The following is a 24,553-nucleotide window of genomic DNA, read 5'->3' as shown; positions in this document are numbered from 1 at the left end:
GAAGATAATCTTCCATCCCTTTTTATATTAGGTCGTATCAATAATCAACCGATGATTTTCCGAGTCAATCATTTCAACATACGGACAACCTGCAAATAGCTTTCCTTGTTTTCTTAATTCTTTAGGTATGAGAACTTTCTTATCTCGATTAATATATCTTTGATTATTAAAACTTTCTCCCATTGAGGGTTCAATAATAATTTTTCTATCTTCATAATAAATATCAACTAAATCACCCGTCGTTAAATCCACTTCATTTAACCAAGTATTAGGTAGACGAACGAAGCCGTTTTTACTTAAGGTTTTTAATTTATAATCTGTCATCATCATATCCAACACTCCTTGAATTACGATACCCGAGGAGTATGGAATATAACATTAAACATTGATTACAAATATATTATTCTTCCGTTAACATTTCAAAGCCTTCGATAACGGTGTTCTCTTCTAACTCAATTACAAGGCAAAGTTTACCGTCCACTCGCATTTGACGAACGTAGCGAAGTTCTTGTGGACTTAATTTTAAATCAGCAACCTTTGTTTGAATTTTAATAGATTTTGAATTGTATTTTGGCATGACATTATTCGCCTTCAACTCGAAGCGCTCATCATCCGTGATTTTTTTAAAAGCTGCTTCAACACTTTCTGTATCGACGTCTTCCACACCACTGCTTTGTAAGACAGTTTGCACGTCTCGATAATCCAGTTTTGGCGTCTCTTCTGGATCTGTTTCCTCGATGACACGTTGGATTTCCTCGTACACATTCGCAAGTGTTTCCGTTGAAAGTTGATCTCCTGCGATATCTTTTACGACTTCTTCAAAAACAACTTTATCCTCTTCCGCAGTCATTGCTTCTTCAGCATTCAAAACATCCTCGACAAACGCGAAATCAAGTTCTTTGGATTTTCCTGTAGAATATAAAATATGGTTTACATCTGCAGCACCTTCAGAAAAACATGGGAAAAGAAAACCGCTGAGTGGTGCATTTAAATCAATAATTGGATCAACAACAAAATTATATTTGAATTCTTTTTCCACGTAGTCAAAGAGCAGTTCTTTTTTCGGATCCTGCGTGGTATTGATTGTGCACATGAGGAAGGAATGTGAATAAACCTTGTCACGATCGCTTTCTTCTGTGTTTTCACTAATTGGTTTGACCGTTTTTAAATATTCTCCACGAATAAAAGTGATGACGATATCCTGTTCATACTGTTTCACTGCTAGCATCTTATCTACCATTTCCAGCATACGAGCATTCCATTCTTCTGGGCTGTTGCTTTTTAATGCTTGATGTAAAATTAGTTGGCTGCTGTTTTCTACATCTTGGGCAAACTTTAATTCGAAAAGCTTTTGATCAAGCTGTCCTGCAAGTACTTTTTTAAAGTTATTCATAAATAATTCTTGTTGCTCTTTTTCTAGCATTTCAAAAGGAGTCTGGACTTGATGGTAGATTTCACTAGATTCCTTCATAATATATACATTAAAAATTTCTTTTATCGATAATAAATCATTTTCAACCTTCAACTGTCTGCGAAAGCTGGCTATATCTTTCTTATTCACTCAAACACTCCTTCTATAAATATATCTACTATATTATAACTGATTTCTAGAATAAGATAAGGGTGGGATGTGAAATCTTTTAAACTAGAAACATAGAAAAAGAACAAGCGCGTCTACGCCTGCTCCTTCCGTGAAAAGGTTAGTAATGTTTCGATGCTTTGCCGAACAGTGCTTTCAGTGCGAAGAACACAATGACTAGTGAAAACACGATTACGATGATTGTTCCAACGATAAATAGGATAAGCGACAATGTTGGTAACGGGATAAGAAAGCTTAACCCAATCAAAGCAAAGCCTGCAACAAGCGCTGCTAGATATAACCCTAGATAATTTGGCATGTGAATCCCCCTTTCCTTAATAACTTATGGAAATGGGACATGAAATGACTGTGTGAATGTATTCGGATACCAGCCAATATTTTTTTGAGATAAAAAAGACATCAGGAGAATTCCCCAATGCCTTTCATTTATTAAAATATTATAATCCACCAATCGAAAGATACTTTGTTTCTAAATAGGGTTCGATCCCCTCGATGCCGCCTTCTCTGCCAATTCCACTTTCCTTCATGCCACCAAATGGAGCATGCGCTGCGGACGGTGCACCATCATTCCAACCAAGAACTCCGAATTTGAGATGCTCATGCAAATAATTTCCTGTTCGGTAATCATTGGTGAAAAAGTATGCGGCAAGACCGAATGGTGTGCTGTTTGCAATCTCGACTGCTTCTTCAAGTGAGTCAAATGAAGTAAGTGGAAGCACAGGACCAAATGTTTCTTCCTGCATAATTTCCATCTCTGAAGTAACATTTTTTAGCACTGTTGGTTGAACAAAATAATATCCAGCCTCATCATTTGTATTAAATTCATTTCCTGCTAATACAGCTGCGCCTTTAGATACTGCATCTTCGATATGATGAACAACCTTATCAAAACCATCTTTATTTATTACTGGACCGACTTGAACGTCTTCCTCAAGACCGTTCCCTACTTTTAGCTCAGCTACCTTCTCCACAAGTTTTTCTGCAAAGGCCTCAAGAACTTCTTTCGCAACTAAAATTCGATTCGCGCTAATACATGTTTGACCAGCGTTTCTAAATTTCGTCGCAATTGTTTGTTCGACAGCATAATCAAGATCAGCATCCTTAGCGATGATAAGTGGCGCGTGACCACCTAATTCCATCGAAACATGTTTCATCGTATCTGCGCTATTTTTAATCAGATGTTTTCCAACAGATGTTGAGCCTGTAAAAGTAATTTTTCGGATGGTTGGATTGCTTGTGAAAATTTCTCCGACCTTTCTTCCCGAGCCATTCACATATTGTAGGGCATCCTCAGGAATTCCTGCTTCATAAGCTAATTCAACAAACTTTATCGTAGTAAGTGGCGTCTCGACAGCTGCTTTCACAATAAACGTACAACCTGCTGCGAGCGCTGGAGCTGCTTTTCGTGCCATCATCGCTGCTGGGAAATTCCAAGGTGTAATTGCTGCGACAACCCCGATTGGTTCCTTTGTAACAAGGATGCGCTTTGACTCCGTATTCGCTGGAATTGTTCGGCCATAGATGCGCTTCGCTTCTTCCGCATACCAATCAATATAGCTTGTCGCATAATCAACCTCTCCAAGCGACTCTTGCAAAGGCTTGCCACTCTCTAAAGTCATGATCCTAGCAATCTCGTCTTTATGCTTTTGAATATGAGTTGTCCAGTTTCTTAAGAGACGTGCTCGTTCGTGAGCGTTAACCTTTTTCCAGCTTTTAAAACCTGTAGCAACTTTCGCTATTTTCGCTTCGATTTCAGCTGTGGAATGTGCTTCGATTTCTTGGAAAATTTCACCAGTTGCTGGGTTTTTTACTTGAATTTTTTCTGTCATTTAGATACTCCTTTCGGTTGGTTGTTAGTGGATGTATGGGTTGGGAATTTAATTCGCGCATCTTGCGACTCAATTCGAGCAGTTGGCGTGACAATTCGCGCACTTTACTCTAATTCTGGTTTCCCATCTGGATAGCTTTTCTCACCCAATTGGTCGCCAATCCATGTTTCGCCGTCTTCCCAGTGTTCCTTTTTCCAAATAGGTACGATTTGCTTGATTCGTTCGATTACATACTCATTTGCCTCATAAGCAGCTTTTCGATGGGGAGAGGAGACGACGATAACAACTGCGGCTTCTGATATTTCCAAGCGGCCAATGCGATGGCTGATTGCAACGACTGTATCTGACCACTTTTCTTGGACCTCGTCACCTATTTCTGCGAGCTTTTTTACGGCCATTGGAATATATGCTTGATATTCTAAATATATGGTTCGGCGGCCGTGCGTCCATTCGCGCACTGCACCGATAAATGTTGTGATGGCACCTGCTTCAGGGCGTGTCACTTTTGCAATCATTTCTTCTACGTTTATTGGTGACTCAACGATTTGAAACATTTCACTTTTCACTCGCTTGCCTCCTCGATCTGTTCTGAAGAAAGCCATTCGGCGCTTCCATGTTGATCATCTAAAAATAGAGCGATAACTTTTTCTCCTTTTTCATATATGCGTTCCCCACTTGGGAGCACGATTAAACAATCTGCTCCAGCGAGGGAGGTTACGATGTTTGGCTTATCTAATCCTACAGCTGTCGCTTGAATTTCTCCGTTTTCTATATGTAATTGACCTCTGACAAAACGATAAAAGACATTTGGTTGCTTCATTTTTGCTCCAAGCACAACTTTTTCCTGACGTAAGAATGGATTTGATGTTTGGAGAAAACACCTGATAATTGGACGCGCAAATAATTCAAAACCGACATAGCAAGAAGATGGATTTCCCGATAAGCCGAAAAGAAGCTTTTCACCAACTTCTGCAACTGTTGTGACACTTCCAGGGCGCATGGCTACTTTGTTGAATAATACATTTGCATTTAATTTTTCTAACATCGCTGGAATATAATCATAATCACCGACTGAAACACCACCTGTTGTGAGAAGAATATCCACTTTTTCCAAAGACTTTACAACTTGTTCGTAGCAGATATCAAAATCATCGGCAAATTTCCCTAAGATGATCGGCACGCCGCCTGCTCTTTCGATTTGTCCGATTAGCATGGATGTGTTGCTGTCTCTAATTTTTCCCGGTTCTAATGGTTCTTCGACATCTAAAAGTTCACTTCCTGTAGAAAGTATTCCCACTTTTGGTTGCTCACTAACAAGAACTTGGCTGTAGCCAAATGTTGCAAGGAGCGCCATGATACCAGGGTTTATGTATGTACCTTTTTTAACGAGGATTTCACCTTTCTCCGTGTCCTCGCCGATTGGTGTTATGTTTTCCATATGTTTCAGAATTCTATCTATATGTATGAATTTTTTCCCATCGGCTTCCTGCTCTTTTACATCCTCGAGCATAATTACAGCGTCACAGCCTTCAGGAATCTGTGCTCCCGTCATGATACGAACGGCTTCTTGCTCCCCGACAACGCCATCAAAAACACTTCCTGCTCCAATTTCGCCGATTACTTTTAATTTTACGGGAGCTTTTTCCGTGTCGGCTGCTCGCAGTGCAAACCCATCATAAGGCGACCGATTAAAGTTTGGAACGTTGTGCGTAGCGATTAAATCCTCAGCAAGAAAACGCCCGAGACTTTTTTCGAGTCGGACGGTTGTTTTGGTTCCATTTTTTGCATGCTCCATCACTTTTGCTACTGCCTCTTGGACAGGAATTGGTTTTCTGATTTCTACCATAGTAACCTCCCCTTAACCTACAAGCTGGTAATATATTTTTTTCGCCAGCTCTAATGAATCTGTGCCATGAATAAATGCACGGCCATCATGAAAAATCACAACGCGATAGGAGTCATACTCGAGTGACATTAAAAATTCATTCACCTTAACTTCCCCTATATTTTGTAGATGTGCTGCTAATTCTTCAAGGACAACTTCGCGATTTGCTCTGATTTGCACCGTGTTTCTACCGCAGAGCACCTCTGTTTTCGTCTGCTCCTCATAATTTAAATAAGGATAAACAGGAAGTTCGCCACATGTTGGGCATGTATCTTTTTTCGCGCGGTCGACATTAATCATTTGATAATGATTTGACCAAAGATCAAACATGACAAGTTTTGTGCGTAGTGCTTGTTTATCTTCCACAAGAAGTTTCAGTGCTTCTGTCGTTTGATGTGCAACAACCATTTGCACGGCTGAAGAAATGACTCCGACAGAATCACAGGTTGCTCCAGACATTGAGGTTGTGTTCAAAAGACAATAAAGACAAGGAGTTTCACCAGGTAACACTGTATAGCTCATCCCTGTGCTCCCAACGCAGGAACCGAAAATCCAGGGAATATTGTATTTATGAATTAAGTCGTTCATGATAAAACGAATATCGAAATTATCTGTTGCATCGATTAACAAATCAACATCATGTAAAAGTGGGACGAGCGAAAGATTTGTCACGTCCATAACATGCGTAATAATTTCTACTTCTGAATTTATCTGTTGGAGTTTTTCTTTAGCTGCAACAACCTTTGGCACTTGGTTTTCAGCATCAGCTTCAGTAAAAAGTTTTTGCCTTTGTAGATTGCTATACTCCACATAATCACGATCGATCAACGTTATTTTTCCAATTCCAGCACGGACAAGATTATCTGCGTTCGATGTACCAAGCGCACCACAACCGAGAATCATCACATGTTTGTTGCGAATTTTTTCCTGACCTGAAGTGCCGATTGGTTTAAATAAAGACTGTCTCGAATATCTATCTTTCATTGGATTTGCTCCTTACTTCTTTTCTTAACCACCAATATAAGACATTTCAATTTTCTTCTTGTTTTTTGCTGTCATTTCTGTGCGTTCATCCGAGTAGCGGTCGCGACGTTTGCCCCAAATTCCAGCAATCGTTTCTTTTACTTTTGCATCATCTGCTTCTGAACGAACAAGCGCTTTGAGATCTATCCCGCCACTGGCAAATAAGCAAGTATAGAATTTCCCGTCCGCTGCAATTCTTGCCCGTGTGCATGTCGAACAGAAAGACTCCGAAACCGAGGTGATAAAGCCAACTTCTGTATCAGTTCCTTTATAGCGATAGCGCTTCGCAACTTCGCCGAGGTAATCAGGATCAACAGGTTCAAGCTCGAATTCCTCAGAGAGCATCGTGATGATTTCCTTTTTGCTTACGACTTTACTGAAATCCCAGCCATTGGTCGTCCCAACATCCATAAATTCAATATATCTTAGGGTAATCCCTTTTTCTTTGAAAAATTTCGCCATTGGAATGATTTCCTGCTCGTTCATTCCTTTTTTCACAACCATATTTACCTTTACTTCAAGTCCAACTTCCTGGGCCTTCTGAATTCCTTTTAACACGCGTTCTGTACTGATACCGCTATCATTGATAGCTTGGAAAAGATCATTATCGAGCGCGTCCAAGCTTACATTAATGCGTTTTAGCCCAGCTGCTTTGATTGCTTCCGCTTTATTTGGAAGGAGTGAAGCATTTGTCGTGAGCGCAATATCTTCAAGTCCAGGGATATTATTTAGCGCTTCAATCAGCTCTGGAAGGTCACGCCTCAATAGCGGCTCCCCACCTGTTAGTCGAATTTTATTTACTCCAAGCTCAACAAATGCAGTTGCTAATCGCACAATTTCTTCATTATTTAATAAATGCTCCTTTGGTAAGAAAGCATAATTTTTTCCAAAAATTTCTTTAGGCATGCAATACGTACAACGAAAATTACACCGATCCGTCACCGAAATCCGCAAATCCTGCAGTGGCCTACCCAACAAATCCTTAATGACCGACATCCAACCCCTCTTTTCTACCGAGTGATGGTGATACCACGCTTTGCAACGTGAGTGCAACATGGGGACGGTTCTCGTGTTGCAGTCTGCAATGAAACAGGAGAACCGTCCCCATGTTTCATTTTCATTATAAACCTTATGTCTTAAAATATCGAATACTTCGTATAATCGTTATGGAAGTTGGGAAAGGAAAAAGAGCTGAAGGATGGGAAGGGTGTCTTCTTGTCCGTCAGCTCTTGATTTTTATTTTGCTACTATATATTTTTCGCCTAAGATTTCATTTGTTTCGTAATTTGCGGTGTCTAGTTCTTTTGTTAGGAAATCTTCTAGTTGATTTTGTTCTAGGTCATACATTACTTCGATTTCTTTGGAGAATAGTAATTTTTCCTTTTTGATTAAATCAGCTACTGCTGGTGTTTCTTTTGCTTTTGGCTCTTCACCTAATACCTGCTCAAGTCCTTTTACATAATACTCAAACGGACGTCCACCAACAATCAGCACACCTTGATTCTCTTCATTTACAATGATAATTGACGGGAATCCACGTGCACCTAGACTTCTCGTTAGAGCAAAATCTTCTTGAAGTAGCTCATGGCCATTTTCGCCTTCCGCTTCTTTGATAATATCTGCACCTTCAAGTCCCATTTTATCAAGAATTTCAGTAAGCACTTCTGCTTCACCAATATTTTCGTTAAAAGCAAATAACTTTTCACGTGAACGACGAAGATATTCATATGCTTTTTCATCACCATGATGTTTCTGCACAATTTTAAAAACACGTGATGCTGGGAAAGAAGATTGTACAGGATTATCAACCATCAGCGAGCCATCAATCGGCATCCGGGACTGATCACCAACTTCTCTCCAATGTGGCGCGACATCTGCAGGTTTGTAAATTCCATTTGCAGGATCAATCGGGCCATCATGCCACTTCTCAAGCAAGCCACCCATCACCGTTTTCACATTAAAGTAATGACCATATTGTTCGATAAAGCGACGCAGCGTTGGTTCAATCGCCCAGCAATGCGAACAAATTGGGTCTGTCACATAATACAATTCAATCGTTTTCTTTTGTTTATTCAAATCAATCATCTCCATTTCTTCTCCTCCACCTTCTCCACATGTACCCGTTATTGGATCACAAGAAAAGCCATTATTATTTGTCATCTATTTCCCCTCCAATTAATTCTTAATACCGTTTACTTGATTCTAAGTGTAAGTTTAAATGATAATAGGATGAAGAGACACCATTAGCTTGTGCAAAATGTTGGATACCCAACACTTTTAATAGATTGTCGGAAAAGAGGGGGATTTTTCATGTCAGAGGTAAAAACGGACTTAAGAATTTTACGAACGCGAAAATTAATTATGGAATCATTTGTAGATCTATCAGGGAAAATGGAATTCAAAGATATTACAGTAAAAGATATCACAACAAAAGCGATGATAAATCGCTCAACTTTTTATTATCATTTCGAGGATATTTATGACCTCTTGGATAAAGCGTTGACAGAAGTATTGTTTGTTAACTTGAGCAGTGATGACTATGAAGGACGAACATTAAACGAAGAATCGATAACGAGTATATTCGAAGCAATTACAAGCTTTCAAGAATCACTATCGAATCGCTGCCACCGAGGATATGAAGATACCATCGCTCGCATTATTCGGGATCAACTTGAAGTAATTATTTTAAAAATGCTTAAAAGAGAATCTCCAGAAGCAGATGAAATCGCTCTAAATCGAACAGCAAACTTCCTAACATGGGGTCTCTATGGTACCTCAATGGAATGGAGAAAAACCAACCAAACCCAAACCCCCACAGAATTCATCAAACCAATCATGAAAATGTGGAAGTGATAATGCAACATGGGGACGGTTCTCCTGTTGCAATGAGTGCAACAAGAGAACCGTCCCCATGTTTCAGTCCTACCTTGAGTTTTTGAGGAAGGATTTTGGTATTTTTGTTTCGAAGGTCATTAGTTTATTTGTTGTTGGGTGGTGGAAGGCTAGTGTTTTGGCGTGTAGCCCGAGTCTTCCGATTGCATCGCGTTGTTTTGATCCGTATTTTTTATCTCCAACAACTGGATTTCCCATGTCTTGCATATGCACGCGGATTTGATTTTTTCTGCCTGTTTCAAGATTCACTTCTAATAAAGAAAAGTCTTCATTCCCCTGGATAAAGTTATAATACGTTTTAGCAAATAACCCATCATTCGGAGTCTGGCTTGAATACATCAGATGTGTTCTCGTTTCTCTTAACCAAGAAGTAATGTAGCCGGATTTTTTCGCGACTTTTCCTTCTACTAAAGCGACGTACGCTCTCTTTTTAGTAATTTCATGCCAATTGTCTTGTAACTTTCTTTTTATGTCTTCACTTTTAGCAAACATCATGACACCAGATGTATCTTTATCCAAACGGTGAACAACAAAAATGCGATTTTCTGGGTCTTCTTGCTTCACATATTTCATTAATTGATGCAATGCCGTCTGCTTTTTTTCTTTTTCTGTGGCAATTGACAGTAGGCCCGCCTCTTTGTTTATTACGATAATATCTTCATCTTCATGTAGGATTTCCATGCCAATTAATACTTCTTGTTTTACAGCAGCTTTATTCTTTAAAATTGTCACTTTCTGACCTGGACGCAATTGATAATTAAACTGCTTTTCAATATGGTCATCAATTGTCACTTGTCCTCTCGCAAGAATGGACTTAACCGAATTCCTACTTCTTTGATCCATCACGCGTAATAAAAATGCTAGTAACTCTTCAGGTTTTTTTACTTCGATTTGAATTGATTTTGCGTCTTTTCTATAGTTTGATTTATTTTTGGACATACATATTTGCTCCTTAAAAACTATTTGTCTGTATTCATTATGATGTTGTGTGAGGATTTGTACAAGAATTAGTAACCATTTGATTAACTAATGCACCTTTTAATTAGATTTTGCTAACTCATCTAATAATAATTCATGCTCATTCCAAAGATCTAAATGTCGGTCTACATAAGCAACAGCTTCACTTTCTGATCCGAAACCTTCACTTGCTCTTGTATTTTTTTTGAGATAATTATTACCTAATAAATCCTTTACTAATGGATGTTTATCGATAGCTTGCTTTAAAAACTTCTTTGTTTTTGCTGTTAATCCTTCTTGCAAATAAGCTATCAAAACTCGATTAAACATAAAGTTAGCACTAGCATCACCATCATATTGCTTAAGCAATCTTCCTGCAGATTTGATATCTCCTATTTCTAAGTAAATAGTTAATAAATGATACCTATTGCCCATGTTATCATTCGGATTCAATTCCAATAATTCTTTAAAATGCTTTATTGCCGAATCTTCTTCGCCATAATTATAAAGATGAATGGCAAACCCTGATTTCGCTCGCATATAAGGTCTAGTCTCTGTTAGCATCCAGAAATGACCCTTATTCTCTTTAATAAAAGCTTTACCTAGATCTTTTTCACCAGCGATTACTGCTTGATGAAGTAACTGGTATTCTTCATATTGTGATTTAGCGTTGCTAGCCTTCAGTAGATAAGCATCTGGGCTATTTGAATAAATTCTTAATGCGTCATCAATTAGTTTTTCCCGCTCCGCTCCCGTTGATTCAAAAGCTTCATAAAGCTTTTCCTGTGCAATATCTCTTGGGGAAGTCAGTTCCGGTATAAGTTGTTCCTCAGAATTTAATAATTCATCCAAATATGCATGGAGTTCCGCTTCAGATTCAAACTCTTTTTCACTCAAATGACGTTCAATATCACGCATCGATTTTTCCATATCAAATTGGGAAAGTTCCGGCAAATCCTCTGGAGAGTCATCTGCCATCATATGCTCAACAACGTCATAGATTTTATGGGCATTTTTTGAAACTGTAGTTGCGGTTACTCCATACTCATTTGCGAGTTCTTTTTGGGATTGCACATGCCCTTCAAAAAGTGCTTGTTGAATGACATAATCAAGCCCAGCTGCATAGGCCTCTGGTTTTCTTATAATCGGTTCTGCATATGATATGAAATCTTTCCAAAGCTCAATGCCCGTTCGGATATAGTTTTCATCCGAAGTTTTTAGCCGTAAATGCTCGGAAAACATTTCTGCTACAGCTTCATGAGTTCGATGTTCCCACTCATCCTCTTCCACTTGCCCAACTAATAAATCTGCTAATATTTCTGGATATCTTTTCTTAAATTCTAAATCAGTCAAGTTAGAGAATTTTTCATAATTTAGATGATTTTCTTTAAGTAAATGAATTTCCGTGAGTAAAAATTCATGATATTTTACAAAAGGAAGCAGAACACCTGTCAAAACACCATTATCTTCTAAAATGCGTTCTTCATGGGTTCTTAAATAGTAGGTTTCATTAGAACGTATATCTTGGAGGGTATACTTTTCATCTGTCACTTCGATAACCTTAAAGATTGAAAAAACTGCTTCTTTCCAATTAGAAAATGCATTTCTTACACTTTCATATTTTACTTTTTTCTGTTGTTCCTCATTGTAAATATCAAATATTGTTTGCCCATTCTGTACAGGTTGATTTAAAATAAACCAAATCGTGATACCTGAAAAGAACGAATCCACTAGTATTTGATTATCTATTAACCTTGGTTGAGGATGCTCCTGAAGAAAAGCTCCTATTTCAGTTTCGAAATATTCCAATGAGAAATCAATTAGACCCTGATGCAAATTATCTAACTCGTGATTATAGCGGTTAGGATTAATTTCTATTACATTACTAGCTCCATGACATTTTTTATACTTCTTTCCACTTCCGCATGGACACGGATCATTTCTTCCGACATTTTTCATTGATATTCACCTCATAGTGGCTAAGTTACATCCCATTATGAGGGGTAGTATGTATTTCTTCAAGGGTGGTAAAATTTTTCGGCAATTATGTTTGCAATTTATATCAAATCATTTACTTGTTGAAGAAGTCTATTGTTTTTTATGGAAAAAATAGAGAAACCCCTCTGATTAGAAGTTTCTCCGATAAATATCTTCTTATTTAAGTTGAATAGATTTGATTTCCTCGATAGATAATTTGGTAATTCTATGAACAAAGTCAATGTCCATTCCCTCTTGTAAAAGACGTTGAGCAGTTTCAATTTTTACTTCTGTTCTTCCTTTTTCTTGTGACTCACGCTTAGCTGCTTTAATCTTTTCCTTTGACTTGCGCTTGGTTGCTTTAATCTTTTCCTCTGACTCACGATTGGCTACTTTAATCTTTTCCTCTGACTCGCGCTTGGTTGCTTTAATCTTTTCCTCTGACTCACGCTTAGCTGCTTTAATCTTTTCTTCTGACTCACGTTTGGCTGCTTTAATCTTTTCGTCTGACTCGCGCTTGGTTGCTTTAATCATTTCCTCTGATTCACGATTGGCTGCCTCAAGCTTTAATTCTGATTCACGCTTCGCTGCCTCTTCATCTAAAATATGCTTTAATCTAGATTCATAGGCCAAAAACTCTTCTTGAGTCATGCTCAGTTCTTCCCAACCAGTAAATGCAGCCTTTAATGATTCATCCTTCATAGCAATCTCCTCCAATTCTTTATAAATATCGTCATAAATTTTATTGTTTCTGTGATCTACCATGCCAAGCATCAATAGCCAACGAGCAAGCACATCATTCCATGGATCAAGCTTGTCTTGCTTCCATGCTTTTAGCAGTTTTGACATTTCAATATAGTGAAACTCCATTATATTTGTTAGCTTAAATTTATCCTTATCTTCATATAAATGATAAGTTGTATGAAATTCTTCCGTTTGATCGAATAAGTTGAAATTTAAAATATTGATAGAGATTACCGTCTGTAGTTCACTATAAGCCATCGACTTTTGCAGATTACTTCGAAAGATACCAGACCAATAATAAAGAGATCGATTCACCATATCGTATTTGTTCGTAAATTGAATCTCAACATTAATTTTCTCTTGATTATCTGTCGTTACCAATAAATCTAGCCTCGACTGTTTATCATTAGAAAACTCGCCACCAGATTCTATATTTAAAAATGAAATATCCTTAATAGGCTCTCTTCCTGTCTTCTGTAAAATGGCATTTAAAAATACAATCGTAATTTCTTTATTTTTATCGAGACCAAAAAGCTGTTTAAAAGCATAATCAATTTTTAGATCCATTAATCGATGAAGAGGTATTCGTTTTAATAAATCTGTGCTAGATTTCTTCCGTTTACCATTTTTATATTTAGCGGGTTCTTCTAAAATAAATTCTTGAGCAAGAGTTTTTGAGGTGTTTTGTTTAATAAGTGATGTTAAAGGCATTTTAACACATCCCTTTGATTTTGTGAGGAGTATTCGTGAAGTTTATCTAGCTATATTATACCATTTACCAAATAAAAGAACAAGTGTTCTAATTTATATTTTAAAAAAGGACTCTCCTTCAATTAACATCAAGAAGAGTCACATTTATCGTTCTTTTCCAGTGTATTTTTTGTCCCACTGTACAAACCACTTGCTGATAAACCAAGCATTAACCCAACTATTATCCCAGCCCTTATATCACCAGGATAAAGAAAAAAGATGCCTCCAACTAGCCCAAAAACTAGCGAAATAAAGGGGAGATATTTTTTATTTAAGCCTGTTGTTTTTATTAATTGAACTAAGCCAATTATAAGTGGAATTAATGCCACCCCATAAATTTCAAACATAAGCCTCACCACCTAGTAATAAACTATGCATGTACAAGGTTGTAAAGAACGGCAGAAATACTAGGAGAATTTATAAAAGTTAGTGTTCAATAGATGAAGCATCATAACTTCATAATTGTAGCAAATTTGATTATCAGCAAACCTAAAAAAACACTATGTAAATAGATAAATTTCTAGCCCTCATTTTTCGATAACTGATAAATAGAATAAAACAAAACTAACCGATAATTTATATAGTGGATCGTTTACAAACATCCTCCAAACTACATAAGAGAGAAGGAATCACAAATGTCACTAAAACGAGAACCAAAACTTCAGAAAAAAGTTAGTTTTTTTAGAAGAAGTATGTCTACAAAAGTCGCTTCAACACTCTTTGTCGCCATACTCATCATCTTTTCACTTACTGGATTAATTATCTACGAATATACAAAATCTTTAATCCTCGAAAATGTAGAAGTAAATCTTTCCTCAAACAGTGATGCAATTGCTGACCAGGTAGATAGCCTCTTTAAAGACAAGGCAACAATTGTGCGTCAAATGGGTACGAATCAGGAATTGATTAAATTCTTGAATTCTACTAATTCAAGAGATGATGTATTAGAAAATGAATTCCATGATGGTGTCTCGGGTGCATTAGATAGTATTGTAGAAACAGATTCATCGATTGCAATGACTTGGGTTGCAAGTACAGGAGCTAATTTTTTAGTAGGAAGTAATAATGTACTTTCTGACCAGTCATTTAATATTACAGAAAGACCATGGTATGAACATGCAATGGCAGAAGATGATGTTTATTTTACAGCACCATATATGGATGAGATTTTTGGAGAGGTTATTTTAAGTGCGATGATGCCAGTGAAAGATAATGGAACAATTATTGGGATTGCAGCGATAGATATCTTCCTTACCGAACTACCAAATATGATGGAATCCTTTAAAATTGGAGAGACAGGATACTCTTTCCTTGTCACCGATGACGGGACATTCATGCATCATCCAGACCAATCGTATGTATTGGAGCAACAGATTCAACAACTTGACGGTGAACTTGGTAACATTGGAGAAAAGATGGTCACAGGTGAAAATGGATTAGAACTTGTAACTATCGATAATAATAGGGAATATATCGGCTATGCTCCAGTAAATACAACTGGATGGGCAATCGGAACATCTTTATCTGAAGACGAAGCTCTTGCTGGTATGGGTAGTTTTACAATAACCATGATTATTCTTTTCGGAATCTCTTGTTTAATCTTAGTTGTAGCTGTCATTCTTTTACTGAGATATATGCTTCGAGATATACCGAAAATCACTAGAGTTATGAATGAACTTGGCCAGGGGAATTTAGGTGTTGAAAATATAGAAACAAAATCTCAAGATGAGGTTGGTCAATTGGTATTCTCCATTAACCGTATGCAAACACAAATGCGTGAGGTTGTTGGTAAAATAACCGTCGTTTCCCAAACTGTGAGCGATAAGAGTGAAGAATTAACACAATCTGCAAATGATGTAAAAGCTGGCTCCGAACAAGTCGCGACAACGATGCAAGACCTCGCATTTGGTTCTGAAAGCCAAGCGAATACAACGAGTGATTTATCTTCTATCATGAGTTCATTCGCTGAAAAGACTGAGGAAGCTAACGATAACAGCCAGACCGTATACGATTCATCCATCGATGTGCTACACCACACAAATGAAGGTAGTCAGATGATGGAAAACTCTACAAAACAAATGGAAAAAGTTGACCAAGTAATCTATAATTCCGTACAAAAAGTAGAAACATTAGAAACGCACACACAGGAAATTTCACAGCTTATCGCAGTAATTAGAGATATTGCTGACCAAACAAACCTACTCTCACTTAATGCTTCTATCGAGGCCGCTAGAGCTGGTGAAGAAGGAAAAGGCTTTGCCGTTGTTGCAAATGAAGTTGGAAAACTAGCTCAACAAGTTGCAGCATCGATTACTGACATTACTGAAATCGTCAATACCATCCAAAGCGAAACGAGCGATGTTACAGCTACTTTGAATGAAGGATATAATGAAGTAGAGCAAGGAACAGAACAAATCAGAGAGACAAGAAAGACATTTGATATCATCAGTGAAAAAATTAACGATACTGTAGAAGGAATCAAAGTAGTCACAAATAACTTAGAAACAATCTCTCAGGACAGTGACAAAATGAATACATCTATCCAGGAAATCGCTGCAATTTCTGAAGAATCTGCAGCAGGCGTGGAAGAAACATCTGCATCATCTCAAGAAATCAGCAGTTCGATGGAGGAAGTTGCGTCAAGTTCAAATGAACTAGCAAAACTAGCTGAAGAATTAAATGATTTGGTGCAAGGATTTAAATTGTAGGTAAGACAATATTAGAAAGTACGTCAATCAGTTAACTGATTGACGTACTTTTTTTATTATTAAATATTTTTACTTAAAGAACTTTTTCTAACATAGTAACTACACTCACCCAAAAACCATATAGTAAGTTAGGCAAGTATGGAAATGGGGGTTTTATTTTTATGTACAATGATGATGAGCGTCCGTGGTTATTTTCGGAGAGAAGCAGTGTAAACTTTTCTCAAAGGCAGTTAGAAGGCGGACCGGAAAGTATTGGTAGAATGCCAAATTTAGTTTCGAATGCTATTTTGCAACGCGAATATCCTAATACAGTGGTAATCAGAGGTTCCTTGAATAGTAATGAAATTGCGTTAACATTTGATGATGGCCCAGATCCACGTTTCACCCCACAAATTTTAGATATCCTGAATACTTACCAGGCAAAAGCAACGTTTTTTCTCTTGGGAGCTAGGGCGGCAGTACACAGCGATATCGTCAGAAGAATAAATGCAGAAGGGCATGCGATTGGAAACCATACGTATTGGCACCCGAATTTAACAGAAGAAAGTATTGAAAGAGCTCGCTGGGAAATTACCACGGCAGAAGAAGCGATCGAACAAATTGTTGGCTACAGACCTCGGTTATTTCGCCCACCATATGGTGCACTCAACCGAGAAATTGTGGAGTTGAGCGAGCAACTAGGAAATGCCGTCATCCTTTGGAATGTTGATTCCCTAGATTGGACACAACCAGGAGCTGACATGATATCCGATATTATTATGGCAAACACCGCACCAGGCTCCATCATCCTCATGCATGACGGCGGCGATTGGACATTAGACCTATCAGGAACAGTCAACTCCCTCCACGACTTCATCCCCCGCCTCCAAGCAGAAGGCATGAAATTTGTAACCGTACCAGAACTAATCGGCATCAGTAAGGAAAAATGAATGAAACATGGGGACGGTTCTTGTGTTGCAGTGCGTGCAACATGAGAACCGTCCCCATGTTTCACTCTATTCCAAACTGAATAGGAAGTTATAACCATATTATTGACAAGTTTTCAACAAAACTCTGCCGGAATAGATAAAAAACATGCATTTTATACTCTAAGGTATCTAAATAAATTTTAATCTGCCGATATATAGATAGTGGATTGATAAATTAAATTAGAAAATATATTTATACAACCAACACTACATAAGAAAGAAGGCATTATTTCGCGCATTATTTTACATTCCTCTTGATATAGTTCTACTCTCAATCAATCATTCCTAAAGAGAACTATTCTAATTTCAAACCAAGAAATACCATAAAGTTAAAAAACATAAAGGAGCTTCACAAATGACAACGACATCTGTAAGAAATAGAACGATTACTGATTTATTAAATGGTACAAAAATAGCATTAGACGGAATTGTGCCTACGCCGTATCAAATGAGTAAACCTAAATTACTCGGAAAAAGTTTAAACATCCAATTTGGAGTATTGATTGGAGTTACTGGGGATGTTAAGGGGCGCTTGATTTTGGCTGGAGACTCTGTTGTTTTCGCTTCTATTGGAGAATTAATGTTTGGAATGCCAGTCGCAGGCGACATGTTAGCTTCTTTTAGCGGAGAATTAGGCAACATGCTAGCTGGCGGTATTTCGACTTCTATCGCGCAAAACAAACTCAAAACAGACATCACAGCCCCAACAATCATGGAAGGCAACACGACTTTATCCGGGTATGAAAATGCAATCCAGCTAACCGCAACTTTCGAGAACATTGGCGCACTGAATATTTACTTACTACTAAACTAGGAAAGGAAGAAAAATCATCAAAAAGTACATTACATTCAAGTTAAATGATCAATTCTTCGGCATCAAAATCAACTTTATCCGTTCGATTGAACGTCTCCGAACAATTACTCCTTTGCCAAAAACACATAATTACATCAAAGGAATTATCAATCAGCGCGACCAGTTGACACCAATTATTGATTTGAAAAAACGATTAAATATGGCTGAAAGCGAAGCATCAGAGCATAATCGATTCCTAATTGTTCAGAATGAGGACATACAAGTAGGACTACTTGTTGATGCAGCAACTGAAGTAATTGATATTTCAGCCTCTGTCATTCAAGCTGCTCCAGAAATTATCAGCAATGATTCCGAGTCATATATCTATGGCATTGCCAAATTAGAAGACTATTTATTAACTTTAATAGATATCGAACAATTATTAGATTTCAAAAAGATATTCGAAGTAAAAAAAGAATTTGTAGGATAAAACATACTAGAAAGGTGTTAAATAAATGAAGAATAAATTTAGTTTTAAAAGTATACGTTCAAAAATGATATTTGGTTTTTCTATTGTCTTAATCGGCCTGCTTTTCTTAGGGGGCTATACAATATACATTCTAAATAACGTCAATAATGCGACCGAAGAGGTTTTATATGAAGAACTTCCAATATTAATTGGTGATGAAAGACTAGCTTATACGATGGCGAACCGCTTATCTGTAGCTAGAGCATACATGTTAACTGGGGATCCAAACTTTAAGGAATTATTTAATGAATACACTGAGCAAGCAATCGAATATGAAACAATGATAAGAGATGCCGGTGGGAATACGGAAAGATTTAATACACTGATTGACCAGACAGTTGAATGGCGTCAAGACATTATTGATAATGTTTTGGACGTTTATGATAGAGGAAATGAGGAACTCGCAGTCTCTAACTTAAACAGCACTTACATAGTTGCCCGCGAACTCATGCAAGAGTACGAAAGTTTGGCAACAACTAGGGGCGATAATATTATTGACCGTCAAGAGGGAATTCTCGCCGATGGACTAGCAACATTTATCGTAGTAATTGTTGTTGTGTTAATCGTTTTAGTATTAACAGTTGTTACTGCACTATTAACCTCAAACTCTATCTCAAGACCAGTAGGCACCGTAATGAATCGTATGCAATTAATTGCTGACGGAGATTTAACGAGCAAGCCTTTAGAAGTAAAATCTGATGATGAGATAGGAAAACTAACGACTGCGACAAACGAAATGAGTAACAGCATGCGTGAAATCTTGAATCAAATCCAAGTAGTTTCCGAAACAGTTTCAAGTCAAAGTGAAGAGCTAACAAATTCATCGAATGAAGTGATGAATGGTTCAGAACAGATAGCATCCACCATGCAGGAAATTGCAGCAGGAACAGAATCACAAGCTAATAATGCAACAGACCTTTCCAGTAATATGCAGACATTTACCCTAAAAATCCAAGAAACTAATGAGTACGGTGAAAGTGTCCAGGAATCAACAAATGATGTATATGAAATGACAACTGAAGGTGCAGAGTTAATGCGATTATCAGTCGCACAAATGGCTAAAATTGATGAAACCGTTCATCAAGCAGTTGGAAAAGTTGAAGGATTGGACAAGCATACCCAAGAAATAACTGAACTAGTATCCGTGATCCAAGATATTGCCGAGCAAACAAATCTACTTGCATTAAACGCAGCAATTGAAGCAGCACGTGCAGGAGAACATGGAGCAGGCTTCGCAGTGGTTGCTGATGAGGTTAGAAAACTTGCCGAACAATCTTCAAGCTCGGTTACAAACATCACAGATATCGTGAGTCGCATCCAAAGTGAATCCACTCTTGTTGTCGAGTCATTGAAAGATGGATATCAGGATGTTACAGAAGGATCGCAACAAGTAACAACAACCGGAGAAACATTTGGTAGAATTCGCGAGGCTATTACTGAAACAGTAGCTCAAGTCGAACAGATTTCATCCAACCTAAATGAAATCGCAACAAATAACGAAAGAATGAATGGATCCGTCCAGGAAATTGCCGCTATCTCAGAAGAGTCTGCAGCAGGCGTAGAAGAAGTATCCGCATCAACAGAACAAACAAACTCAGCCATGCAAGAAGTCGCAGCAAGCTCCGAAGACCTATCAAAATTAGCAGAAGAACTACACGTACTCGTATCCAGATTTAAAATATAAGAACTTTTGAAACATGGGGACGGTTCTCGTGTTGCAGTGAATGCAAAACGAGAACCGTCCCCATGTTTCATTTTCTGGTAACTTCTGAATCTCTTCCATGAGTTCTTCCTCCTCTTCTTATAATTTTCATATCCAGCTAGCGAATTTCAATAATTTCGCTCTTCTCTGCATTCACCACATCGCTTTGGCAGTTGAAAGCCTTTCTGTTTAAAAAAATTCTGTTCTCCAACAGTAAATACAAAACGATTCCCACACTCCCAACATTTCAAGTGTAAATCTTCAGGAGCTAGTCCAATCAATGCTTCTTCTAATTCAGCTTCTCTTTGCTCAATTAATTCCAAATCAATCGGCGCACCTTCTTCAATTGAAGTAATAGTTTCGCGTATTTTCACACGTACCTTTTTATAATCTATCTTTTCCCATGCTTCTAGAAATGGAATGTACTTTGAATCGGCAGTTTCCCTAACCTTATCAAGGAACAGGAAAATCATATGACGGTTACGATCTTTTAAATATTCCATATTAGGAATTGGAGCATTCTCCAAAATTAACTTATCACATTCTTTTAAAAGTTCAGTTGCGCGTTGGTTTGCTTGAATTAACCAGCCACGTGAAGTGAACACAATCATCGGGAGTCTGCGTGAATACTCTATATCTAGAAAATCATTTTCAATCATCCAGTCTATTTTCTTCGTTATTTTTGCTAATGTTTCTGAGTTAAATGCTCCATATGCCGGAGATTTGTCCAGTTGATGTTGTAAAACTTTCTTATCACGTGACCCCTTTAGAATCTTAGCAAGAAGGCTTCTACCTCCTTGCATAATAATTTCATCTGCAGCCTTTAATATCACCAGTTTTTCATCTCTTGACAGGTTCATGCTAATCTCTCTCCTTTTAGAAAGCGTCTATATATTTATACGCACTTAATCATGTTACTTACAATATAATTTCAACTTCTATTTCTTGCAACTCCATCAATCATGCTAAATCGTTGTATTATATTGGATTACTGTATTCAGTTTCTACTGTTTTTTAAACGTTAGGACAAGGCAACTGTCCCTGAATACTCTCTATAGGTATCACTATTTTAATTTGTTAACACCACTCGGCGATGTTATAATAAACCTAGAAGGTGGAATACTGCATATACATACTAAAAAGGGTGTGATATGCATGTGTAACAATGAGGAGGAGAACAATATGCAAGCCCCTGTAAAAAATCAAACTACTCAGTCAAACTCTTTCTTAAAACTTAGACGAAAAATGCAAAACCAAATGAAGAAAAAAAACGTATCATATGAAGATGTACTAAAATGGACAAAGGAAATCAAAGATGACCAAAACAAATAGAATCGTTATAGATACCAATGTATTTATCGAAGCACTATTTGGTGAAGAGACATCAGATAGTGCTAATTTGTTTGCTTCATTAGATGAAGTCGGAGCCAGAATAGTATTTTCTCAAGAGTTAATTGGAGAGTTAATGTACATAATGAAGCGACATTGTAACAAATTAGAATTTGATTACGAAGAGACTAAAGAAATTCTTATGTTTGTCGTTGATTTCTTCCAGCTGGGCAAATCTATTAATACTAGACATCTAGATAAAAAGAATTTACCTAAGATAAACGATCCTGATGATCAAATGTTAGTTGAAGCCGCATATGCTTCAGATGCAGCCTACTTAATTACTTTAGACAAGAAAAGTGGAATTCTTACTCTAGAGGACACCCCATTTTATTGTTTTACACCAAGCGAATACTTAGCAAAAGATGATTGAACCTCGCAGGGAGAAAGATGCGGGGTATTTTATTTCAACCCTTGAATAATCTTCATAGAAAATTATGCCTTCCCTTCCTGAATTGTGATGAAGTTCTTATATAAATATCCAGTCAATTGATTATTGAGTTTTATCCTACTAAAGTATTAGCCATTGCAAACCGATCTCGTTCTTCTCGTGTTGCGGTATATGCAACACGAGAACCGTCCCCATGTTTCAAACATTTCTAACTCTCGAGTAACTTATATTCCCGATCAATTCCATTTCTTCTTCCAATAAACTCTAATTTCCCTTTAGGTATTAACTTCTCTAAGAATATACAGACATGGGAAAATATTTTATAACTTCCGCTGGAATACCTTTCATTTGAGGCGTCATGATAAGTTATCAAATAATCACAAACATCGCTCGCTAAAAATTGTGGTTCATATAAACTATCTAAATAGACCATAATTCCCGCTTGTAATTCGGCTGAAATCCCCAATTCATAATCCCAGATTTGACTCTGAAGCTTTTTCTTTCTAAGATTGCTTACTTCTAACTTCTTCTTTTCTGTTTCTTCTTTAATTTTCATTCTTTCTTTATGCAATCTCTCTTCTTCTTTATCTCTTAAATAGTCAGCAATTAATCGCTTAAGAGCAGTGATTTGTCGATTAAGAAGTGGAACATTATTATCAAAATGAAACTGTATATCGTTTGGAATCGTCACATCAATTGGAATTTCAAAGATTTGTTCATCTGCTAAGGTCCACCCGTTAGCGATTTTAATAAGAATCTCGTCACCTTCATAATCAATTTTAACGATTCCATTTATAATTTCCTTTACCAAATGTGCCGGAATTCCTATATGTTCTTCAAAATGAGTGATACCAAACTTTTTTACTTCTTTTGTTTGATTATTAAATACTACATATTGATACCTAAGGGCACGTCCACATTCACAAAATAATTGAGCATCCGCTCTCCAACCTGGACCTGCGTCGATAAAGTCCTGAAACTCCCACTCCTGGGCGACCTCCGTTATAGAGGCCTCGTCGACACCTGCAGCTTTATCTCTCGCTAAAACATTTGCAAAAGCTGTTTTCCTACCTCTTCTTAGGTATTCGTGAAAAAATTCCTTTTGCTTTTTATTTAGATTTAGTAATAACTTATCTCTTTCAGTTTGTGTAAGGTATTTGTTCTCGATCATTATTCTCCTCCACTTCAAATTATTGAGATTCATATAAATCTATTGTAATCCATCAGTTATAAAATTCTAGTAATAAATATGAAATCTATCACTCGGCAAATACGATATAACTCTTTGAGTGGCAATCACTTCAAATTAAACACCATCCGACACATCAATTACATCTAATAACTACTTCTAATATATCAAAGAACTTGTAAAACATATTTGACATCTAATCCACCTTATTTTATAATTTACCTGTAAAATAAGTTTTACACTATCTTCACTCAAAGGTGCTGTTCACATGAAAAATAAAATCAAAGAATATCGAGAAAAGAAAAACATTTCGCAGGGGAAATTAGCGGATTTATGTAATGTGAGTAGACAAACAATTAATGCGATTGAAAACAACAAATATGATCCAAGTTTGCAACTAGCATTTAACCTTGCGAAGACATTAGGGACTAAAGTTGATGATTTATTTAATGATGAGGGGGAGCGTTAATGAAGAAAAGAAATATAGGTGCATTTATAGTCGGGGCTGCTACTTTAATTACGATTGGTTTCTCCATTTACAAAATTCTTACAGGACAAGAAGTTGGATTCCAGGAAGTCGTCGCAATGGGAATGTTATTAATGGTTTTCTTTTCTGCAATTACTTGGGGAAGCAAAGAAGAAAAAGACGGAATATTAGTTGACGAAGAACTTGGACAAAAAATTACAGAAAAAAGCTCGAAGATAAGTTATTTTATTTTGATGGTAATAATTCTAGTTGCAGTAGCTGCTGATCAGTGGGTGAATGGAACGGTGAATGTTTTTCTGCTAGCGGTTCTGGGATTAGCAATGGTTGTATTACCTTTGGTTGAGTTTTTGGTGGCTAGGAAGTATCAATAGATTAACGAGAATTGCTACTTGAAACTGTCTGTTTAGTTACATAGAATTTTCGATTTCCTATTAAATGAGGAATAATGCAATTATACCCTGCAAATGCTATACTACTTACAATATACTGGGTAGTAAAAGGGAGTTAAAAGTAGATGAAATATTACACATCTCAAATGAAAAAATTGGTTATGCATAATAAGGAATTACAAGAAGATTTAAAGCGTATCATGAAGGAACATGATCTTGAAAAGAACTATGCGCTTAAAGCTCTATACCATGCGAAGGTTGTTTCAGGTGGAAAATATCAAGAGGCATATCGCGAACTAGACTTGCCCAATAGGTAAGTCTTTTTAATTTGCCAGTAAAAACTATTTTCCA

Annotated in this window: 26 protein-coding genes; 11 read left to right on the top strand and 15 right to left on the bottom strand. The window is 37.1% G+C overall.

All coding sequences use genetic code 11. From position 1 onward, the window contains the following. Positions 1-27: 27 nt before the first annotated feature. From ACXYMZ_RS03135 to ACXYMZ_RS03095, 9 genes are all read right to left on the bottom strand, one after another. Complete coding sequence (locus tag ACXYMZ_RS03135) at positions 28-330, bottom strand: AbrB/MazE/SpoVT family DNA-binding domain-containing protein (protein WP_458946892.1); 303 nt, start codon at positions 328-330, stop codon at positions 28-30. Positions 331-400: 70 nt separating this feature from the next. Beyond that, positions 401-1,561 (bottom strand): DUF4317 domain-containing protein, encoded by a 1,161-nt coding sequence (locus ACXYMZ_RS03130; RefSeq protein ID WP_458946891.1) that lies wholly within the window; start codon positions 1,559-1,561, stop codon positions 401-403. Positions 1,562-1,700: 139 nt separating this feature from the next. Further along, a complete protein-coding gene (locus tag ACXYMZ_RS03125) occupies positions 1,701-1,898 on the bottom strand; it encodes a hypothetical protein (RefSeq protein WP_458946890.1) in 198 nt (65 codons plus the stop codon). Between the two features lie 139 nt (positions 1,899-2,037). Beyond that, positions 2,038-3,429: an NAD-dependent succinate-semialdehyde dehydrogenase gene (locus tag ACXYMZ_RS03120; protein WP_458946889.1), complete on the bottom strand. Its 1,392-nt coding sequence runs from the start codon at positions 3,427-3,429 to the stop codon at positions 2,038-2,040. A gap of 104 nt (positions 3,430-3,533) precedes the next feature. Further along, positions 3,534-3,983, bottom strand: coding sequence for a molybdenum cofactor biosynthesis protein MoaE (locus ACXYMZ_RS03115; RefSeq protein ID WP_458946913.1), 450 nt, complete (start codon positions 3,981-3,983; stop codon positions 3,534-3,536). Between the two features lie 8 nt (positions 3,984-3,991). Then, complete coding sequence (locus tag ACXYMZ_RS03110; RefSeq protein WP_458946888.1) at positions 3,992-5,275, bottom strand: molybdopterin molybdotransferase MoeA; 1,284 nt, start codon at positions 5,273-5,275, stop codon at positions 3,992-3,994. Between the two features lie 12 nt (positions 5,276-5,287). Next, on the bottom strand, positions 5,288-6,298 hold the full coding sequence (locus ACXYMZ_RS03105; protein WP_458946887.1) for a MoeB/ThiF family adenylyltransferase: 1,011 nt from the start codon (positions 6,296-6,298) through the stop codon (positions 5,288-5,290). A 24-nt stretch (positions 6,299-6,322) separates the two neighbouring features. After that, entirely contained in the window at positions 6,323-7,333 is a 1,011-nt protein-coding gene (gene moaA, locus ACXYMZ_RS03100) for a GTP 3',8-cyclase MoaA (protein WP_458946886.1), read from the bottom strand. A 240-nt stretch (positions 7,334-7,573) separates the two neighbouring features. Beyond that, positions 7,574-8,497, bottom strand: coding sequence for a DsbA family oxidoreductase (locus ACXYMZ_RS03095; protein WP_458946885.1), 924 nt, complete (start codon positions 8,495-8,497; stop codon positions 7,574-7,576). Between the two features lie 150 nt (positions 8,498-8,647). On the opposite strand from ACXYMZ_RS03095, the gene ACXYMZ_RS03090 reads away from it, so the two are divergent. Continuing rightward, positions 8,648-9,190: a TetR/AcrR family transcriptional regulator gene (locus ACXYMZ_RS03090; RefSeq protein ID WP_458946884.1), complete on the top strand. Its 543-nt coding sequence runs from the start codon at positions 8,648-8,650 to the stop codon at positions 9,188-9,190. 69 nt (positions 9,191-9,259) lie between these two features. Here the strand turns inward: ACXYMZ_RS03090 and ACXYMZ_RS03085 are convergent, their stop codons facing one another. The 4 genes from ACXYMZ_RS03085 to ACXYMZ_RS03070 all read right to left on the bottom strand — a co-directional run bounded on the left by ACXYMZ_RS03085 (position 9,260) and on the right by ACXYMZ_RS03070 (position 14,004). Next, entirely contained in the window at positions 9,260-10,168 is a 909-nt protein-coding gene (locus tag ACXYMZ_RS03085; protein WP_458946883.1) for an RluA family pseudouridine synthase, read from the bottom strand. A gap of 99 nt (positions 10,169-10,267) precedes the next feature. Next, positions 10,268-12,145: an SEC-C metal-binding domain-containing protein gene (locus tag ACXYMZ_RS03080; RefSeq protein WP_458946882.1), complete on the bottom strand. Its 1,878-nt coding sequence runs from the start codon at positions 12,143-12,145 to the stop codon at positions 10,268-10,270. Positions 12,146-12,340: 195 nt separating this feature from the next. Then, on the bottom strand, positions 12,341-13,618 hold the full coding sequence (locus ACXYMZ_RS03075) for an Rpn family recombination-promoting nuclease/putative transposase (RefSeq protein WP_458946881.1): 1,278 nt from the start codon (positions 13,616-13,618) through the stop codon (positions 12,341-12,343). A gap of 128 nt (positions 13,619-13,746) precedes the next feature. Next, positions 13,747-14,004: a hypothetical protein gene (locus ACXYMZ_RS03070; protein ID WP_458946880.1), complete on the bottom strand. Its 258-nt coding sequence runs from the start codon at positions 14,002-14,004 to the stop codon at positions 13,747-13,749. A gap of 288 nt (positions 14,005-14,292) precedes the next feature. On the opposite strand from ACXYMZ_RS03070, the gene ACXYMZ_RS03065 reads away from it, so the two are divergent. The 5 genes from ACXYMZ_RS03065 to ACXYMZ_RS03045 all read left to right on the top strand — a co-directional run bounded on the left by ACXYMZ_RS03065 (position 14,293) and on the right by ACXYMZ_RS03045 (position 20,339). Next, positions 14,293-16,365, top strand: coding sequence for a methyl-accepting chemotaxis protein (locus ACXYMZ_RS03065; RefSeq protein WP_458946879.1), 2,073 nt, complete (start codon positions 14,293-14,295; stop codon positions 16,363-16,365). A 161-nt stretch (positions 16,366-16,526) separates the two neighbouring features. Next, positions 16,527-17,294, top strand: coding sequence for a polysaccharide deacetylase family protein (locus ACXYMZ_RS03060; protein WP_458946878.1), 768 nt, complete (start codon positions 16,527-16,529; stop codon positions 17,292-17,294). A gap of 394 nt (positions 17,295-17,688) precedes the next feature. After that, complete coding sequence (locus tag ACXYMZ_RS03055) at positions 17,689-18,147, top strand: chemotaxis protein CheX (protein ID WP_458946877.1); 459 nt, start codon at positions 17,689-17,691, stop codon at positions 18,145-18,147. A 13-nt stretch (positions 18,148-18,160) separates the two neighbouring features. Then, a complete protein-coding gene (locus ACXYMZ_RS03050) occupies positions 18,161-18,616 on the top strand; it encodes a chemotaxis protein CheW (protein WP_458946912.1) in 456 nt (151 codons plus the stop codon). A gap of 25 nt (positions 18,617-18,641) precedes the next feature. Next, positions 18,642-20,339, top strand: a complete 1,698-nt coding sequence (locus tag ACXYMZ_RS03045) for a methyl-accepting chemotaxis protein (protein WP_458946876.1) — start codon at positions 18,642-18,644, stop codon at positions 20,337-20,339. 146 nt (positions 20,340-20,485) lie between these two features. Here ACXYMZ_RS03045 and ACXYMZ_RS03040 read toward each other — a convergent pair whose 3' ends face one another. After that, positions 20,486-21,217 (bottom strand): RQC-minor-1 family DNA-binding protein, encoded by a 732-nt coding sequence (locus ACXYMZ_RS03040; RefSeq protein WP_458946875.1) that lies wholly within the window; start codon positions 21,215-21,217, stop codon positions 20,486-20,488. A gap of 322 nt (positions 21,218-21,539) precedes the next feature. Between ACXYMZ_RS03040 and ACXYMZ_RS03035 the strand changes: the two genes are divergently transcribed. Beyond that, positions 21,540-21,689, top strand: a complete 150-nt coding sequence (locus tag ACXYMZ_RS03035; RefSeq protein WP_458946874.1) for a hypothetical protein — start codon at positions 21,540-21,542, stop codon at positions 21,687-21,689. Next, a complete protein-coding gene (locus ACXYMZ_RS03030) occupies positions 21,673-22,119 on the top strand; it encodes a putative toxin-antitoxin system toxin component, PIN family (protein WP_458946873.1) in 447 nt (148 codons plus the stop codon). The genes ACXYMZ_RS03035 and ACXYMZ_RS03030 overlap by 17 nt, the downstream gene beginning before the upstream one ends. Before the next feature lie 226 nt (positions 22,120-22,345). Here the strand turns inward: ACXYMZ_RS03030 and ACXYMZ_RS03025 are convergent, their stop codons facing one another. Then, complete coding sequence (locus tag ACXYMZ_RS03025; RefSeq protein WP_458946872.1) at positions 22,346-23,308, bottom strand: DUF3895 domain-containing protein; 963 nt, start codon at positions 23,306-23,308, stop codon at positions 22,346-22,348. 286 nt (positions 23,309-23,594) lie between these two features. Between ACXYMZ_RS03025 and ACXYMZ_RS03020 the strand changes: the two genes are divergently transcribed. The 3 genes from ACXYMZ_RS03020 (at position 23,595) to ACXYMZ_RS03010 (ending at position 24,519) form a co-directional block, all read left to right on the top strand. Beyond that, a complete protein-coding gene (locus ACXYMZ_RS03020; RefSeq protein WP_458946871.1) occupies positions 23,595-23,795 on the top strand; it encodes a helix-turn-helix transcriptional regulator in 201 nt (66 codons plus the stop codon). Continuing rightward, on the top strand, positions 23,795-24,184 hold the full coding sequence (locus ACXYMZ_RS03015; protein WP_458946870.1) for a hypothetical protein: 390 nt from the start codon (positions 23,795-23,797) through the stop codon (positions 24,182-24,184). The genes ACXYMZ_RS03020 and ACXYMZ_RS03015 overlap by 1 nt, the downstream gene beginning before the upstream one ends. 143 nt (positions 24,185-24,327) lie before the next feature. Continuing rightward, on the top strand, positions 24,328-24,519 hold the full coding sequence (locus ACXYMZ_RS03010; RefSeq protein ID WP_458946869.1) for a hypothetical protein: 192 nt from the start codon (positions 24,328-24,330) through the stop codon (positions 24,517-24,519). The last annotated feature ends 34 nt before the right edge of the window (positions 24,520-24,553 follow it).

Source organism: Oceanobacillus sp. CAU 1775 (assembly GCF_054482815.1).
Note: the sequence above shows the minus strand (reverse complement) of the source record. Positions and strands in the feature narration are given on the sequence as shown.